The sequence below is a fragment of the Photorhabdus akhurstii genome (assembly GCF_018448925.1).
Classification (GTDB): domain Bacteria; phylum Pseudomonadota; class Gammaproteobacteria; order Enterobacterales; family Enterobacteriaceae; genus Photorhabdus; species Photorhabdus akhurstii.
In genome coordinates this window covers 1-16,737 of sequence record NZ_RCWE01000022.1, presented here as the reverse complement: position 1 = coordinate 16,737, position 16,737 = coordinate 1, and the positions used below count along the sequence as shown (strand labels likewise).

The 16,737-nt window shown below is 44.7% G+C and carries 13 protein-coding genes and 1 pseudogene; 3 read left to right on the top strand and 11 right to left on the bottom strand.

All coding sequences use genetic code 11. The features are described 5' to 3' along the window. Positions 1-53: 53 nt before the first annotated feature. The 8 genes from EAE93_RS18535 to EAE93_RS18500 form a co-directional block, all read right to left on the bottom strand. Positions 54-1,199: an acyl-CoA dehydrogenase family protein gene (locus EAE93_RS18535; protein WP_214040282.1), complete on the bottom strand. Its 1,146-nt coding sequence runs from the start codon at positions 1,197-1,199 to the stop codon at positions 54-56. A gap of 9 nt (positions 1,200-1,208) precedes the next feature. Then, positions 1,209-1,466: an acyl carrier protein gene (locus EAE93_RS24745; protein ID WP_040148891.1), complete on the bottom strand. Its 258-nt coding sequence runs from the start codon at positions 1,464-1,466 to the stop codon at positions 1,209-1,211. Between the two features lie 11 nt (positions 1,467-1,477). Continuing rightward, positions 1,478-2,536 (bottom strand): HAD-IIIC family phosphatase, encoded by a 1,059-nt coding sequence (locus EAE93_RS18525; protein ID WP_214040281.1) that lies wholly within the window; start codon positions 2,534-2,536, stop codon positions 1,478-1,480. A 16-nt stretch (positions 2,537-2,552) separates the two neighbouring features. Continuing rightward, positions 2,553-3,398, bottom strand: coding sequence for a 3-hydroxyacyl-CoA dehydrogenase family protein (locus EAE93_RS18520; protein WP_040148890.1), 846 nt, complete (start codon positions 3,396-3,398; stop codon positions 2,553-2,555). 446 nt (positions 3,399-3,844) lie between these two features. Continuing rightward, positions 3,845-4,195, bottom strand: a complete 351-nt coding sequence (locus tag EAE93_RS18515) for a type VI secretion system contractile sheath small subunit (RefSeq protein WP_036778179.1) — start codon at positions 4,193-4,195, stop codon at positions 3,845-3,847. A gap of 601 nt (positions 4,196-4,796) precedes the next feature. Beyond that, positions 4,797-5,087: a DUF6137 domain-containing protein gene (locus EAE93_RS18510; RefSeq protein WP_214040280.1), complete on the bottom strand. Its 291-nt coding sequence runs from the start codon at positions 5,085-5,087 to the stop codon at positions 4,797-4,799. A 23-nt stretch (positions 5,088-5,110) separates the two neighbouring features. Next, positions 5,111-8,872 carry a hypothetical protein gene (locus EAE93_RS18505; RefSeq protein ID WP_214040279.1) on the bottom strand — a complete coding sequence of 1,254 codons (3,762 nt, stop codon included), beginning with the start codon at positions 8,870-8,872 and terminating at the stop codon, positions 5,111-5,113. 447 nt (positions 8,873-9,319) lie between these two features. Then, positions 9,320-9,775 (bottom strand): Lrp/AsnC family transcriptional regulator, encoded by a 456-nt coding sequence (locus tag EAE93_RS18500; RefSeq protein ID WP_036809758.1) that lies wholly within the window; start codon positions 9,773-9,775, stop codon positions 9,320-9,322. Between the two features lie 261 nt (positions 9,776-10,036). On the opposite strand from EAE93_RS18500, the gene EAE93_RS18495 reads away from it, so the two are divergent. Together EAE93_RS18495 and EAE93_RS18490 are read left to right on the top strand one after the other, a co-directional pair. After that, complete coding sequence (locus EAE93_RS18495; RefSeq protein ID WP_036778188.1) at positions 10,037-10,651, top strand: LysE family translocator; 615 nt, start codon at positions 10,037-10,039, stop codon at positions 10,649-10,651. A 337-nt stretch (positions 10,652-10,988) separates the two neighbouring features. Beyond that, a complete protein-coding gene (locus tag EAE93_RS18490) occupies positions 10,989-12,158 on the top strand; it encodes an RNA-guided endonuclease InsQ/TnpB family protein (RefSeq protein WP_214040278.1) in 1,170 nt (389 codons plus the stop codon). A gap of 163 nt (positions 12,159-12,321) precedes the next feature. On the opposite strand, the gene EAE93_RS18485 is transcribed toward EAE93_RS18490, so the two are convergent. Next, positions 12,322-13,362: a 5-bromo-4-chloroindolyl phosphate hydrolysis family protein gene (locus tag EAE93_RS18485; protein ID WP_214040277.1), complete on the bottom strand. Its 1,041-nt coding sequence runs from the start codon at positions 13,360-13,362 to the stop codon at positions 12,322-12,324. Between the two features lie 57 nt (positions 13,363-13,419). After that, positions 13,420-14,523: a toxic anion resistance protein gene (locus EAE93_RS18480; protein WP_105398039.1), complete on the bottom strand. Its 1,104-nt coding sequence runs from the start codon at positions 14,521-14,523 to the stop codon at positions 13,420-13,422. A 448-nt stretch (positions 14,524-14,971) separates the two neighbouring features. Here EAE93_RS18480 and EAE93_RS18475 point away from each other — a divergent pair, with 448 nt between their 5' ends. Further along, complete coding sequence (locus tag EAE93_RS18475; protein ID WP_040148876.1) at positions 14,972-15,373, top strand: hypothetical protein; 402 nt, start codon at positions 14,972-14,974, stop codon at positions 15,371-15,373. 165 nt (positions 15,374-15,538) lie between these two features. Here EAE93_RS18475 and tccC read toward each other — a convergent pair. Further along, positions 15,539-16,737 (bottom strand): annotated as a pseudogene (gene tccC / locus EAE93_RS18470) (insecticidal toxin complex protein TccC); the annotation flags it as partial.

Genomic DNA, 16,737 nt, shown 5'->3' with positions numbered 1-16,737 from the left:
CAAGACATCATCGCCAAATAAATTTGGCATGATGGTTTTGATATATCCTGATTTTAAAGAACGGATTCTTTACGATAAAACTGTCTTAATGCATGTTGTGCAATCAAAACTTGCTGGATTTGGCTGGTGCCTTCGATAATTTCCAGCACCTTGGCTTCTCGGTATAACCGTTCCACAGGATAGTGATTACACAGGCCATTACCCCCTAAAACCTGTACCGCATTATTTGCAACTTGAATAGCAGCTAAGGAACTCTGATATTTAGCAATATTGGTTTCCATTATTGCATCATGGCTACCTTGGTTTCTTAATTCGCCAATCTTCTCGCACAGGGCTTTTGCCGCATAAAAAACTGTTGTTGAATCGGTAATTAAGCCTTGAATTAATTGGTGCTGGGCAATTTTTTTACCGAACTGCACTCTTTTACGGGCATAGGTAATCATTTCCTCCAGAGCCGCATGAGCAATTGCCACCCCAGCCCAAGCGATACTGTATCGGCCATAAAAGAGCGCGGTATTCGCCACAAAGCTTAGCCCTGCACCTTCTCGTCCTATCAGGCTATCTTTAGGGATCTCTACGTTATCAAAGCTCAACTCAGATAGATAAGCACCACGACTAGCCAACAGTCCTGTCATGAGTGTCCGGCTCAACCCAGCCGCTTCTTTCTCTACAATAAAGGCGCTGATTTTGTCGCCATTCTTGGCAAAGACTAGAAACAAATCGGCAATTCCCGAGTAGGTGATCCACTTTTTATTACCATTGATGCGATAACCTGAATCAGTGGCTTCATAGGTTGTTTGAATTGAGCCGGCATCTGTCCCGGCGTTCGGCTCAGACAGTGCAAAACAGGCAATTTTCTCGCCTCTACACATTGCCGGCAGATACTTTTCTTTTTGTTCCGCGTTGGCAAGTCTCACTAACGTTTCACCCACCAAACTGGTGTGGACCGTAAGCAATGCCCTGGCCGAATTGCAGCCTTTACCGATTTCTTCCGTTAAATAGCCGTATGACAATGGATCAATGCCACCACCGCCATATTCTGGCGGTAGAATAGATCCCAGAAATCCTAAATCGGCCATTTGAGTAATAACTTCTCTTGGTACGCCGCCTTGTTGGTCAAATACGCCAGCTTGAGGTCGAAGTACTTCATTTGAAAACTCTTTCGCTAATTTAACCAGCCGGTCTATTTTATTATTCATAAATAAAATCTAACCTTTTATTTTTTGGACAAGTTGTTGCATTCTTTCAATCGAAACAAAATTCTCTCTTTCAATATATTCATCTGGAATTGAGATCGAAAACTTATCTTCGATAAAGCATAGCAGTCTCATAGAAAATAAAGAGTTAACCAGACCGCTTTCAAAAATATTCGTATCGTCCTTTAACTCTATTTCATCATCTAAATTGGTAATATTATTTTCAATAAAATGACGAATTTCTGTTGATACAACACATGAATCTTTCACACACTCATCCTTTAATTAATTTCAATTTTGACATAACGCGGAAAATCAGGAACTTGACTCAGATCGTGAGAGAAAATTATTGTATCATCTGAGAGCTCCTGACATTTTTTAAAACCAGCAAATTGATAGGTGACATACATTTGTCTATTACGCTGTGTCCGTTTAAATTCAGCATGCAAATTATGTGATTTTTCTTTAGCTTGTTTCATAATATAAGTCAGAGCGATACTGCCGACACCTCTGGATAGGGTTCTACATGACATCAGCAAAAGCTTTATATAATCCGTGTCGCCTTTATATTGAACCAAGGCAAGACCTATTTTTCCGTAAGAGCCATATTTATCGACTAACTCAAATACAAACAGGTCATGATCATCAGAAGCCATAAGCTCGGATAATTCATCACGATTGTAAGTAATGCCGGTAGAATTAAGTTGATTGGTGCGTTGAGTTAACTCTTCCGCTCGCAGCAAATCTTCCTCTTCGGCTTTGGCGATATAGAATTTCATCTCTAATTGACTGAGGAAATCTTCGGGCGTGCCGACAAATTGTTCTTCCTCATTTTTCCTGAGAATATCATCTTGATAACGACTCCTTCTCAGCTTTGCATCATCAGATATTTCCATGTTCGCAATTCGCGGTAAGTCTAGAATTGTCTTATATTCTAAAGCGTCAATACAAACAACGTCGGGATGTTTTGAATTAACCTCATCCCTCTCCATTATTTGATCATCAACAAAAATAAAAGTATCGGTTGAAATATTCAAGCTCTTCTGAATTCTTTCTATCGATAAAGACTTTGGTCCCCAATTGATTTGCGGATAAATAAAATATTCATCCAGTTCAAATTCGCGAAGTTTAGCCATCGCATCACTGGCATCATTTCTACTGGAAATAGATTGCAAAATTCCCATGCTATCCAGTTTTTTGATAATCTGGGCAATATTTTCTTTGAGTTTCACCTCATCCTGCTCAGATAAAACCCCCTCCCAAATTGTATTATCCAAGTCCCAAATCACACATTTGACGGGTTTATTTGTTACTTCAACTTGTGTGTCAATATATTTCATTTTCACACTTCCCTAATTATTTGTATTTAAAGAAACCCATACCACTTTTTTTACCCAAATGCCCGGCATCGACCATTTTCTTAAGCAGTGGACAGCATCGATATTTTGGATCTTGATAGCTGTCATAAAGGACACGTAATGAATTCACCACGGTATCCAGCCCAATCAGATCGGCGGTTTCCAAAGGCCCCATCGCATGGCCATATCCATCTTTAAAAATCTTGTCTATATCCTTTGGCGTCGCAACGCCATCCTGCACCAAAAAAGCAGCTTCATTCATAAACAGGTGAGATAATCGGTTTGAAACGAAGCCGGGGTAGTCTTCCACTACCACCGCGCTCTTATTAATACTTTGCAGCAAGGCTTGGGAAGCCTCTAGCGTTTTATCACTGGTATGGAAACCTTTAATCACTTCTACACATTTCTTAAGCGCGACGGGATTCATGAAATGCAGGCCAATAACTTGCTCCGGGTAAGGTAAACATGAGCCAATCTTAGTAATTGAAATACAGCTAGTATTTGCAGCGATGTAGGTCTTCTCATTAATGATAGAAGACAGCCGTTCATATACATTTTGTTTCGCGGCCAGATCTTCTTTCACATTTTCAATGACCCAATCACTCCCTTCAATTTCTTGATAATCACTGACCACTTTTACTCGTTCAATCAGCTCATTGCTATTCACAGATTTCAGTGAAGGTTCAAGCATTTGATAGAGCCTAAACTCCTTTTTTATCCGGGAAGGAATATTCTCAAGTACTGTTGGATCAATATCTAAAATGACGACATCGTGACCAAAAGCGGCGCACACCATCGCGGTGTCTAACCCCATAACACCTGCACCAACAATCGATATTTTCAAAGCAAATCTCCTTTTTAAAATTGTGACAACAGACTAGAAACTGACAGACTTGAAGTACATACAACTTTGATGATTGAAATTAAACTAATAGTCGAAGGGATTTTCAATTTGCCTTTCAGCTCTTGAATATCTTGGCAATGTAATTTTTAAACTGATGAATGTATCGTTGTCTTCCCTCTCCAGCAGCGAGAGTGTTCCATACGTTTTATTTTCTTATAGCTGATGGCAGGTTTAGTACGCTACCGCCCCTCGCCGTGACCGATGCGCATAAGGTATGGTTGCTATTTTATGGGACGCTTTGCCGAGCACCCGCCCTTGCAGACGCTCGGCAAAACGCAGCGGACAGTTAATTCTTCCTCTGCCGAATCGCGCCGTAACACAACACGTTCCAAAAATCGGAATGAAGTCAATTTAAGTAATTTTTTCGTAGGGCAACTCAACCTGTTTCAGGTGGTTATGTTTATCTTTGGTCGGGTCTTTAATGTTGTATATAACAGATTGGCCTTCACCGCCTTATGCAGGTCATTGCTCGGCGTCGGCACTTTTAGAATAGTTTCTCGTTCTTTACAGAACGTGGCGTTGTCTAACAGGTTGGATGTCAGATCGTGGAAAGTCAGAGTGATATTTTCTTGGCTGCCATTAGCAGACAGGAGATGAGTTGTCTGCCCATAACTAGAATCGCTCAAGAATAGCAATCTTAGCGGCCACTCAACCTTTTTCTGTGCACTACCAGTATGGAAGCTCCGTTTAATATTAACGTGTACTTTCGGCACTTCGTTCATAAAGCTTTCAAACATAGTATTTATCCTAAATAGTAGCTCATGAGAAGGAAGTCAGCCATGCGACATTGACGGGATGTACTTTGCTTCTGCTTTACAGAAAGACAGAGCAATAATGCCTATACATAAATTTCCATTAACAATAACGCACAACAAACTTTCGCACTAAAGTAAATTTTTTATATATAAAAACGCATTATCAATTTATTCAGCTCTTTATCTCAAATTAGCTAATCCTTATAAATTCAATAAAACACTTTAGAAAAACTGATAATAATCATACATAATAAATATTGACCATTCAAATAATTAATCATTCTAATAATATTACTAAAAAGTAAACTTCCGTGTACGGGATGACATGAAAGCCGTGACGCTAACGTTACGAAAACTGTCTATGGGTTATATGCACAGGCTTGACTAGCGCCTCGGAGAGGCATGAGATAACGACCAAGGCATCATATCCATAGTGAGAGATGGCGATAAAATCACTTATGGTTCAGAGGGTAAGGATATGTATGAGTGTAAAAAACAAACAAAGATAGCAGCGCTTATCCGCAAAGTGCTAAACAGGCAGCCTGAAAATTCGCCGCCCGTGAAATAACAACTGTACAAAATTTTAAACAAGATCTTCTTGGGGATGAGATAAGGTTGATACAGTAGATGCACGCGCGTCAAGGGCGTCACTCACGATTGCCGAAAATTCATCGATCTCTATTGATAAAGGCTCATATCGCAACCATCCCAAAGTACAATCGAATAACGCTTCCAGTCGTACCACAAATTCAATCGCATCGCGTGCAGGGATCTCCAGTCGTCCACGCTCGATTAATTCTTCCGCGCTATCACCTGTGGTGTCGCAGGCAACTTTGATAATCAATCGCCGAATGTAATTCTCTGATATTGACATAATTTCTCCTTGAACAATCGTACTCAAGCCTTCGTCTCTATGGCTCGAATAATAACAACAGGATCAACTTCCGCTAGTTTAAAACGGCCTTTCACCTCTGCTACGGCGCAAGTCAGAGCACGTTGAATATAGGTTTCAATTTCCTCAGTTACGCCATAAGGCGCCAGCCCAAGTTGTTTGATCAATTGTTGGCATTGGCTGTCAGAGAGTAAATCGGCATGATAGGCGAGCAGGTATTCCTTACAGCGCTTAAACTGACTTTGCCAGACTGCAACTTCATCTGCGATTGTAGCGGCAGAGTTTACATTCACAGCAATTTCAGGCACATGGTGTAACACCAAATCACGCAAAGCCGCATTTTCTGGCTCTGCAATTAGCTGTTGCAATGTGAGAGTCAAGTCACGACGATGCAACAAACTGACGCCTATTCGTTCAGCGGCAATAGGTGATAACGGCACTTGTACCATCCGCATCAGTGTCTGTTGCGGCCACATCGCTGAAAGCAGTAATCCCAGTTGCCCTGCTGTGGTGTAAAGGAGCTCCCACTGGTTTTGGTCAGCATCTGTTCTCTCCAATTTTTCAACCATACAATGAAAAGCTTTCCAGGCGCCTTCAAAACCAGCAATGTAAGCTCCAGTTACTTCATCACGTACAGACTGGTTCAGGCAGAGTGCTGCCAGCGTTGTGGCAAAAGGCAATGAATAGACGGTGATACGTTGAATAGAAAAATCAACCACTTCTCGGTAAGCAGCATAAGCGCGAAACAACTCATGCCAAGGAGAATGACCAACCATTTCATATACATGTGAAACTTCATCGTTAGCAACATACGAGAAGTCGTAAGCTGTATCGAACAGTACCCGTAACCAAAGCACCAATTGATGGAGATCCTCAGCTTGCCAACGTGTGCCATCAGTACGCTGCATACGCAAGAAGAGTGTCCAAGTGCCTAACTGACAGACTCGATTAGGTGATACTCGCCATATAGGTTGCCATTCGACGATACGCAATGCCAACGCTTCGAATACATGTAAACGACCAATATCCTCTTCCAGCGCATTTGGCAGTTCAGCAAATTCAACGATCAATTCTTCCTCATTGAAGAGGAAACTGGCTTTGTGTACCACAAACGGTAGTGAAATCTCCAGAATGTTCCGTGCTAACCTCAACAGACAAGAGCGTGCATCACCAAAGCCATCCGCGATATTTATCAGTTTGCGTAAGGATGCAGGTAGTTCAGAACCAACTCCAGTTCGGAAACGAGCCAGCATCCATTGATGCAAGAGATTGTGTAGTTGATGAGCATTTTCTATAGGCAGTTGATCAGGCGCCATATTGCCAGCAATGGGTATCAAAACTTGCCAGCGTAAGAAGTCGTCGCCCAACCATTCCGCAACGTTTTCTTTTAACTCAAGCAAAAAATTATCTGGCATGGATTGATAACGAGCACGATCTATCCATCTTAAGAAAGAGCGTAATGCGGCCTTTTCCGTGGCAGAAAGCGTCGACAGTTGGGCAAATGCGATCCAACCATCCAGAAGATCCAAGTAACGCTGATGTGTAATGGGATCACGTCGATCGACCACATCGGTTAACAGCGCTTTAAGTACTTGATCATAAGTATCCACCAAGTCAATGCGACAAAGGCCCTGCAATGCCGGTAAGTTTGCTTGATGTAGAGTCTCCATTAGGCTGGCGGTAGCTTGCAGTAAATCGGCTGCTTCGCTAGCTCCAGCTAATGCACCGGCAGCCTTAAAGCATTTCAGCGGAGTCAAAAATGCCAGATAAGCAGCAAACGCTTTTGGTGCACATACCAAGCTAGCGAGCACGGTCGGCGCTAGTTGGCCGTGGTGTATTATCTTTAATAGAGAGGCCGGAGAAAGCGTGGATTCTGCTGCATTGACCAGCGAATGTACAATATTTAGTCGCTCAGTATCCTCGTAAATAGGCAGAATTTCTGTATCTGCGAGTACATGGAGTACACATTCTAGCAACATGCGTGCGTCGTTATATGGTGCAGCTATCGCAGCATCGACTAATGACGCCAGTTGGATGGCCGGCAATTTTTCAATCCATGCCTCGGTTTTAATTAACTGCATAATTAGGCGCAGATCATTGAGTTGGATGAACCTGTCTGCCAGTGTTGGAATAGCTTTGCATAAGCGCAGTAACGCAGATTGCGGATTATTTTTGACGGTGATAGCACAGAGATAATCTGCCGTTGCATCCGTTGTCGGCCAATCAGAGGGTAAAAACTCAGTCGCTCCCTCTCCTGCCTGTGCAAGGAGCCAACCTGTTAAACTGGGGCTTCGGACAGCATTACCATTTTGCAACCAAGTGTCGGTTGGGAAAATCGTGCGCTGTTTAAGTGTGGTATAGCTCTTTTCCGCTAACATCGGTAAGCCAGTTAACGCATTTTGCAGAATATCGGTAACATGTTGAGATGTAAGCTCGGTTATTGACAGGGATTCACTGTCGTCAAACACACGTTGTACTGAGGCAGGTAAATTAACCGATTCGACTGTTTCCGTTTTCAGTTCGATAAGCGGCTTTTGTGCACTAAAGTAGGCCAATTCCCCCATGCTATCAATGACTACCCAAGGAACAGCGGGTATATCCGTTAGTTGGGTAAGAAAAACCGGCAAATTTTGTTGGCGGAACATGATACCGGCGTGTTCACTAGCCACTCCAGATTCAACGAAAACAGCGGTAAGCGCCGCTTGTACAGATGGGGAGAAACGCAGGTAACGAGACCAGGCATCATCCAATGTCGATGCAGAAAGGAAGCTGCCTAAAGAAGGAGCCGAAGGAGGCAGTAGTGCTGTCACCGGTACTGCTCGCATACAACGCGCCAGCTCGGTTCGTACTTCGGCGGTTAACCGTTGAACACGGCGTTCAAGCGTGTAACCGGGTGCCGGGCGCACCTGCACTAACCAAAGTTTATCTACATGTACCTGACGTAATTGTGTGCCATACCACAAGGGAGCGGTTAATGTCGGCCAATGATAGGCGACTGAGTTTACCCTTGAACCGGGCGATTGCGCTGCTGCAAAGCCAAAACCAAACGCCAGTTCTCCCCGAACGCCGTCAGAAGCGTCTAAGGTCAGTCCGGTGGCCGATACCAGACCATGATCTGTTTCCAATACCCACTCAGTATCCAACGCACTTTCAGAAAAATGTTGATGCAACTGCCTGATAATTTTGTACAAACTATGACATACATCGGCTGTCAGATAGGGAGCCTGTAAAGGTTCCACTCTGGGTAGAGTACCTTCAATCAACCGTTGAACGAAACAGGTGATTGGCTGTGGTTGATAATCAGGATTGATTAGCCGTTGTTGTGCGATAGCTTGAGATGCAAATCCACTGAAAGTAACCTCAGCAACAGTGTCGGCAAAATCTGCTGTACGACGGCAAATCACACTCGCATAGCCACCTGCATTAACGAAAACCGCACCATCTTCCAAACCTGCGCTACGAACAATCCAAGGAGGCGGGCCACAGACTTCCTCTACTTGTTTTATCCAATCGTGATGCTCCGTAATATGTTTGCTGTAGATGGTGCGTAGCAAAGCAACATCAGCATGTGGAAAAACCTCGGTGATGGCAAGCGCCTTATCGGCAGGAAGCGCCAGCAAAGGGGGAATAAGAGCCGAAAAATCGACGTGTCGGGCGAGCTGTTGTAATCGTTCAAATTTTGCAGTCATACGTTTTATTTTCTTACCTTTAAAACCAGAATCCCAAACGAGTTTTCCCATTGAATAAGTACGAGTTGCGACTTTCATACCAACCCTAATGCTCTACCTGATATCTCTATTATTGATATCAGGTTTTTCTAGGTAAGTTTTTGCATTTTACGGTAGATCAAAACAGTTAAATAGGAAGGTAATTCTCTTAAATGCTCTACTATTTTGGTGCGGTTATTTAGAGTGCTTCCTGAAAAATAGCGATACAACGCCCATGTCTAAACACAGTAAGAGGAATATAAGAGAGCCAAGTATATCTCTCTGATAAGCAATTCTGTATTTCCTCCTAATCAACACTCAAAATATAAAAAAAGAATATTTCATCACAAAAAAGTTTTAAAAATATTATAAAGAAATATTTTAGACCTCCCTGTCAGTTATCGAATATTTATACGGAGGTTTATCAAATTAATCTAGCTTAAGTCTTCTTCCATTAATCGTCCGAACAAATCTGGCACGTTTCTTTCGTTGATAACCTTTAAATGCCTATGTCAACGGAAGAGGACGATCTTGGATAACGGTTTTCATGACGAGGGTAGATATTAGGCGCTGAACGCCGGGCATGCTAGACAACCGTTCGTCATAGAGCTTCTGAAAAGCGGGCAGATCATGAGTAACGACGTGCATGAGATAGTCAGGATCACCGAAAAGCCTTTGCGCCAAAATAATCTGCGGTATTTCCGTAACGGCATCTTCAAATGACCTGATTGCCAACCTGTCCCCTTCACGCAAGGTTACGAACACAATCGCGGAAAAGTTAAAACCAAGGCTGGCGGGATCAAGGTGGGCACGATAGCCCCTGATAATCCCCGATTGTTCCAGTGACCGTACCCGGCGATGACATGGTGAAAGGCTGAGGCCAACCCGTTCAGCAAGGTCAGTCACAGAAAGACGACCGTCCGCCTGTAGTTCAGCAAGAATCTTGCGATCAATCTTGTCCATTTGGAAGAGTCTCTCTTTTATCCGCATCAAAATAATCAAAGTTGGAAGCACATTTTAACGATAGAAGGATATTCTTTCCACTGATGTAAACAGCCCGGATGTACTCATATTTTTCATCAAAATGGTAATCCGGAAATGAGAATAATAAGGTGGAAATAATATGCGTATTTATTCATGTTGCAGGAATCTTTCAGACTGGAAGACACTACAACTTGTGACTGTAGAAGCTGTAACCCTGCAATCTGATCGGGGAATAAAACTATGGAGTTAAGTCTGTTTGCTGCATTCTGGGTTGTCTCCGTTCTGCTTATCATCACCCCAGGAGCAGACTGGGCTTACGCCATCTCTGCGGGTATGCACGGTCGTGTAGTACTTCCTGCGGTCACAGGACTACTATGCGGGCACCTCATTGCGACAATTGTTGTGGCAGCCGGTGTGGGAGCACTAGTTGCGGGTACGCCAGTCGCTCTGACAGTGTTAACAGTAGCCGGAGCGGGTTACCTGCTGTGGCTCGGCATTAACATGATCCGTCATCCTTCCGCACCTACAACAAGCGATGAGCGGGAGGTAGGTTCCAGGTCCCAATGGGCGATAAAGGGACTCTGTGTCAGTGGCCTGAACCCGAAAGTCTCCCTGCTATTCCTGGCACTGTTGCCGCAGTTCACCGATCCGACAGCCGGCTGGCCGATCCCGGTACAAATTATGGCATTGGGCCTGCTTCACATTTTAAGTTGTGGTGTAATTTATCTGATAGTCGGATACGGTTCCCGGGCAATCCTAAAAACCCGCCCACAGGCCGCGCATATTGTCAGCCGGGTATCCGGCGCTGTAATGATTATCATCGCGGTACTCTTATTGGCAGAACAATTCATCTGAGAATGTAACAAGTGTCTGATATCACAGAAAAGTTAGACTAATTCGTGCATGCCTGTTCCTGATTTAGCAAAAACCGCCGTAAACCCTTGCCCAGTGCGAGGGTGTCGCAAAAGTTAACCCTTATCAATTAAGCTCTGGGTTAATATTCCAAACGAGACCTTCTATGACTCAATTCCTACGGCAACTGACACCTTCCGTTCATACCGGGCGTCAGTTTGTCACCGCTCAGGAAAGCCCAGAGGGCTTTAGGACTGGCGACTCCGGCGTCTCCTGACTGGATTGATATCTGCCGGTAAAACAGGCTAAAATCAATGCACTTTCTCAATGAGCGCTGAATATGTTAAGAGCGACCAAAGTCCGCCTCTACCCTACCCCCGAACAGGCCGGGTATCTTAACGGCCAGTTCGGCGCGGTCCGTTTTGCGTACAACAAGGCGCTGCACATCAAAAAGCATGCCTACAAACGTCACGGCGTGCATTTAAATCCGCGCAAAGACCTCAAACCGTTACTGGCGGTCGCGAAGCAATCCCGCAAGTATGCCTGGCTCAGGGCATATGATTCTATCGCGTTACAGCAGGCGGTGATCAATCTGCATACTGCATTTGATAATTTTTTCAATCCGAAGTTGCGCGCCCAATTTCCCACGTTCAAACGCAAACAGGGCAAGCAATCCAGCTATCACTGTGTTGGGGTGAAAGTGCTGGAGGGCGCAGTGAAGATCCCGAAATTGTCACCGATAAAGGCCCGCATACACCGAGAAATTGAAGGGGAAGTGAAGAGTATTACGCTATCCCGAACCGCCACGGGAAAGTATTTCGCCGCTATCCTGTGTGACGATGGCAAAGAGGTACCGGAAAAGCCGGGCGTTATCACCCGCGTGACCGGGTGCGATATGGGTTTGTCCCACTATCTTATCGAGTCGACCGGGGAGAAGGTCAATAACCCCCGTCACCTTATCAACGCCGCCCGTAACCTGCGTCGTAAACAGAAATCACTGTCCCGCAAACAACAGGGCAGCGCTAACCGCGGCAAGGCCCGATTACGTCTGGCGGCAGTCCATGAGCGGGTAGCCCATGCCCGCGCCGATTTTCAACACAAACTCTCTCGGACAATAGTTGACGAAAACCAAGCGATAATTGTTGAGACGCTGAAATCGGCTAACATGATGAAGAATCACCACCTTGCCCGCGCTATCGGGGATGCGGGCTGGCATGGCTTCATCAAGAAACTGGAATACAAAGCCGCAGCGGCGGGCGTTCATCTGGTCAAACTGGATCAGTGGTTCGCCAGTTCGAAAACCTGCCATTGCTGCGGTCACAAAATGCCGGAAATGCCGCTGCGTAAGCGGATCTGGCCATGCCCTTGCTGCCGAGTCGAACATGACCGCGATATCAATGCAGCGATCAACATCCGGCGCAAGGGCATAACAGAATTACAGGCGGCGGGACTCGTCGTTTCTGCCCACGGAGGCCAGCGTAAATCCGTCATAAAGACGGTGGCGGCCTGAGAAGTGGGAAGCCTCGCCGTTTTTTACGGCGGGGAGCAGTCACATCATTTTTTTCTTGGTCGAAAGTTCTGATCTTGGAACAGGCGCTTAATTTAATTTTTTATCCAGAATTCAAGTTAGTTACAAGCTCATGCAATAATTCCCATCAATTTTTTCAGCCTTTTTAATCATGTTTAGCGCCAAACCCTTGGGAACGGATCAACTGATTCATTACTTTTAGATCGACCAATAGATCGTCGATATCATTATCTAATAGATGCTGGTGCATTTCGCTAAATACCACACTCATTTCTTGTATCCCTTGGTAAGTCAGAGATCTCACCTCTTCGAATTGGGCGCTATCAGCATTTTGCTCTTCTAACAAAACACAACGCTCCAATGCCTTGACAATCATTGGTAAATAACGGTTGAGAAATAACTTACCGGGAGTGACATCCCTGGCATCAGCCTGCATACAGCCAATGATCGCCTGCGTTTTCTCCTCAATCAGGCTAACCAGTTCCTGCATCTCATACGCCATACCAGACTTATAACGCTTGATCTGAGCCAATTGCTCATAGTATTCAGCAAACTCTGCCTGTGTCTCATCTTGCCGACGCTGCTCCTCAGCCTGTTGACGAGCAACCATCTGTTGTTGCTGTTGCAGCGCTTTCTGCCGTCGAAAATTATTCCAAGGCTCAATCAACACCGTTACCAGCACGACAACAAAAAATGCGACACCAAACCAAACAGGAATCGCATGGGCATCAATTTTAAACAATGCGGCAATAGTACTCGCTATTATCAGTAATAACGGGAACTTGCTTACCTCTAGTTTACGTTGTCTGATAATCGTGATGAACAAAGCCGCTAACCCGCCAAACAACAGGGCAACGGCCCACAGCCCCGCCAGCGGACTCAACACCACCACCAACCAACCGGCCAAAGTCGCCGGCCTATATGGACGTGACGGATAGAGAGCCAACAATCCGATATAGACTGATAACACCACTATGGTGGAAATATGACCATTACCCGCAGGCAAGGCTAAAAAAGACCAAGGAGTATACAGGACAATACAAGCCAGTATAAAAGCGAGGATAAAGACTTTGATATGAAACAGTACACGTGACAGAGACCGCTTGATGCTACCGAACAGGGACATGGCTTCCTGTTCCTGCTGCTGTGCCGCATCACGGTCAGACGATGATTGAGGTGTAGGCATAGAGTATTTTACTCTTCTTAATATCTATTACTGTCAGGAAAGCACCTGATAAGATGACTAATATTGTGCATTAGCCGCCGCGGTTAAACGCTGGCGTAAATTACCTTCCATTGAGGAGAGTTCTTTCTCAATCTCAGTCCGCTTAATACGCGCTTCTGACGCAATGCGCATGGTATCCTCAATCGTATTGACTAAACGGCTCTGCACATCGCGCAAGGTTTCAATGTCAACGATAGAGCGCTCCACTTCAGTAGCCGTTGCAATGCTGCTTTGTTGCAGGATTTCAGCATTTTTGCGTAATAATTCGTTGGTCGTATCAGCCACCTCTTTTTGCAATTTAGCCGCTCTACTCTGAGCTTTCAGTGACAGATTGAGTACCATCTGACTTTTCCAGATTGGCAATGTAGAAAGGATGCTGCTCTGGATCTTTTCCGCCAATTGCTGGTTATTATTTTGTACAATCCGGATCTGCGGAGCTGTCTGTATAGCAATGGTTTTTGACAGTTCCAGATCGTGAAGACGGCGTTCAAAGCGATTAATATTTTCTAGCAGATCTTTAACACTCTGCGCATCCATCATATCTTGAGACGTTTCAGCCCTTCTCTGTAATGAGGGCAACTCCACCGTTTTAATCTGTTGCAACTTCTGTTTGCCCGCTTCAACATAGAGCGATATCTCTTTATAGAAACCTAGATTGCGATCGTAGAGTTGATCTAACACCGTGATATCACGCAGCAGGTTAAGCATTGCGCTATCCAGATGAGTGGCGATGGTATCGACCTGTTGTGTTAGCGTCTTTTGATCAATCATAGTGCGTTCAGCTTTCTTAAAAATCCCGCCGATCAACGGTAATTTTCTCAGAAAGCGACTGCTTTTCTCTTCTGGGGACAGCGCATCATGTTCACGAATAAACATGACCAAATCCGAGAGTTTCTGGCCTACCTCATCAGCCTCTTTGGTTTTTACATTCTCCAATAACGTATCAGCAAAACGGGCAATCCCTCCCATAGGCTGAGCACCATAGCTGATCACCGCCGCAGGTTGCGAAATATCGATCTTTTCTATTAGCGTGTTGATGTGCTCCTGATCAATCAGAACAGTTGACTCGTTGAGAGCCATATCACGACCAAATGATGGGATAGGTATAACTTTAGTGCTCATAAAATAATCCTGTTAGCTGAATTTGTATGGAAAATAAGGAGTTATTATATGGCGTCTAAGACGTGTTTAAAACAAGTTCTATTTTCTGCCCCATCTGCAAACGTTGAAAGTCGGAAAGTAACAAAATGGTTAGGCCAGAATACTCAATTTAAGCTTCTGTTTTTATCTGTTTATTCCGCCTAATTGAATAAAATAGAGCAACCTGTTGTAATTCCTGCATGAAACTATGACACGTAACTATTGCTGTCAATATATATGGTAATTAGTTAAAAACGTTAATATATCCATAAAATCGGTCTCAGTACAACAACAGGAATAAATTAAACAAGAGGGTGTATCACTATTATGAAAAATTATTTAGTATCTATTTCGATATATTAATCATTGCAGATCTGTTTGAATATAGATTATATTTCAGGTGTTTATTCAATATGACAGGATTAGAATCATGAAAAATTTGTTTGTTATTATGTTACTTCTCTCTGTAATAACAGGATGCTCCGGTAAAAGTACCTCAAACAGACAAACACAAGCAGAAGAGGGATTGAAATTTGCATTTTCATCCGGTGGAAATTTTATCTTAACTCACGCCTGTACAGATAAAATCGATTATTTAGGGCCAGATGAAGGGGGGAATGACCAGATAGAAATAGCGATAAAAAACGATAAACAATGCTTTGCTCATTTTGACGCTTTAATCAATAAAAACATCGGCACCCAAATGGCAATATCATTCAAAGGTACTCATCTTGCCACGGCGACTATTCAAACTCCTTTAAATCCTTCATTCAGAATGGGGGTAAAAGATAAAGAGCAAGCCATAAGTATTATGAACGCATTAAAAAACTAAATAAATTGTGATTACTTTTAATATTGATGATGATCCAGAGCTAGTTTCTATTATTAGTATCTTCTGCCAGACGATTTAAAATCTGGCATGTCGATCTATGATAATCGAATATCTCCGCCCAATGTTGGGCGAAGATTTCCGGTAATGCTTATTGCAAGATATTAATTACAAAGAAAAAACTCGTCGTGCGGCTCCCACAGCACTGGTGCCATAGTCTATCGCATTAGCGATCCCGGTTGTGGTCAAGACCCTGCCTCTGATCTGATTACCAATCATGCCAGCGACATGATCTATACCACTACCGGCAGCACTTAACGCTCTGGAAATCCAACTCTCTCTTCCCATCACTCTGTGCAAACCAGTTCCAATGCCACCCGCAAGCCCGCCGAGAACACTAAATATCGGCTCAAAGACAGGTCTGGCGACACTGAAATGTACTAATTGTCTGGCTAAACCGGCGACATGCGGGCTGATAACTCGGCCTAAGATCCTACTCAAAAACCCACCACCCATTATTCTGTTGACAGCCATTTCAGCACCCAAACCAGCGGCATAACCCACCGCGTAATTCGCTAAATGCCCGGCAGGGTTACTGGTGACATCTAAACCAAAACCAATCCAGGAGCCATAATAGGTGCCAATACCGGCATGGATACCTGCCCGAGTACTCCCTTGTGTACCAGTGATCATCCCACCCGCCGCCCCACCCGCCGCTGCCCCGACTTCATGGGTAAGGGTAGAGGAAGTCCCTAACATAGTGTCAATGGTGCCTACCGCACTCCCGGCCCCAATAGCGCCGCCAATCCCCCGGTCAGCATTATTTATCCATGATCCCACCGCCCCTGTTACCGCCCCGGCGGCTGATGCAACACCGACACCTTGTGCCCGTGCGCCATAAGCCGCGGCTGAACTCGCCCCGGCAGCCGCTCCAGCCGCCGACTGTACTAACGTCGATTTCCCCTGTACGAGTCGAGCAAGTAATGCCCCGCCTTTTTCCAACAGGCTACCGACGTTATATCCCATCAACGCGCCAATCCCCGCGCCTACGGCCGCAACCCCCAGAATGACGGGAATAGCCGCGCCAGCCGTAGCGGCAATGGTAGCCGCAAGACCGCCAATCGCAATCCCGCCGGCAATAGCTCTGCCAATTTTTTGCCCCCGCCTCATTGACGCAGACATTCCCTCATCAGGTTTACGAAACAGAAACGAGGCAAACCAAAATGTATTTCGATTTCGGTTTGGAGACGGTGCTAATCCGTCATGGTCAGTCAATGTGATGGGGTTATTCCTCACCATTCGGTACAAATTCAGCCCATCCACGGTTCCCGCCGGATCAGCACTCAACCATCGACCCACCCAAGGTT

What these genes read in the sequence shown, in the direction of transcription:
- EAE93_RS18490 (WP_214040278.1), top strand. Translation starts at nt 10,989, where the DNA reads ATGTTAAGAGCGACCAAAGTCCGCCTCTACCCTACCCCCGAACAGGCC.
- EAE93_RS18500 (WP_036809758.1), bottom strand. Translation starts at nt 9,775, where the DNA reads ATGGACAAGATTGATCGCAAGATTCTTGCTGAACTACAGGCGGACGGT.
- EAE93_RS18480 (WP_105398039.1), bottom strand. Translation starts at nt 14,523, where the DNA reads ATGAGCACTAAAGTTATACCTATCCCATCATTTGGTCGTGATATGGCT.
- EAE93_RS18475 (WP_040148876.1), top strand. Translation starts at nt 14,972, where the DNA reads ATGAAAAATTTGTTTGTTATTATGTTACTTCTCTCTGTAATAACAGGA.
- EAE93_RS18510 (WP_214040280.1), bottom strand. Translation starts at nt 5,087, where the DNA reads ATGTCAATATCAGAGAATTACATTCGGCGATTGATTATCAAAGTTGCC.
- EAE93_RS18525 (WP_214040281.1), bottom strand. Translation starts at nt 2,536, where the DNA reads ATGAAATATATTGACACACAAGTTGAAGTAACAAATAAACCCGTCAAA.
- EAE93_RS18485 (WP_214040277.1), bottom strand. Translation starts at nt 13,362, where the DNA reads ATGCCTACACCTCAATCATCGTCTGACCGTGATGCGGCACAGCAGCAG.
- EAE93_RS18515 (WP_036778179.1), bottom strand. Translation starts at nt 4,195, where the DNA reads ATGTTTGAAAGCTTTATGAACGAAGTGCCGAAAGTACACGTTAATATT.
- EAE93_RS18535 (WP_214040282.1), bottom strand. Translation starts at nt 1,199, where the DNA reads ATGAATAATAAAATAGACCGGCTGGTTAAATTAGCGAAAGAGTTTTCA.
- EAE93_RS18495 (WP_036778188.1), top strand. Translation starts at nt 10,037, where the DNA reads ATGGAGTTAAGTCTGTTTGCTGCATTCTGGGTTGTCTCCGTTCTGCTT.
- EAE93_RS18505 (WP_214040279.1), bottom strand. Translation starts at nt 8,872, where the DNA reads ATGAAAGTCGCAACTCGTACTTATTCAATGGGAAAACTCGTTTGGGAT.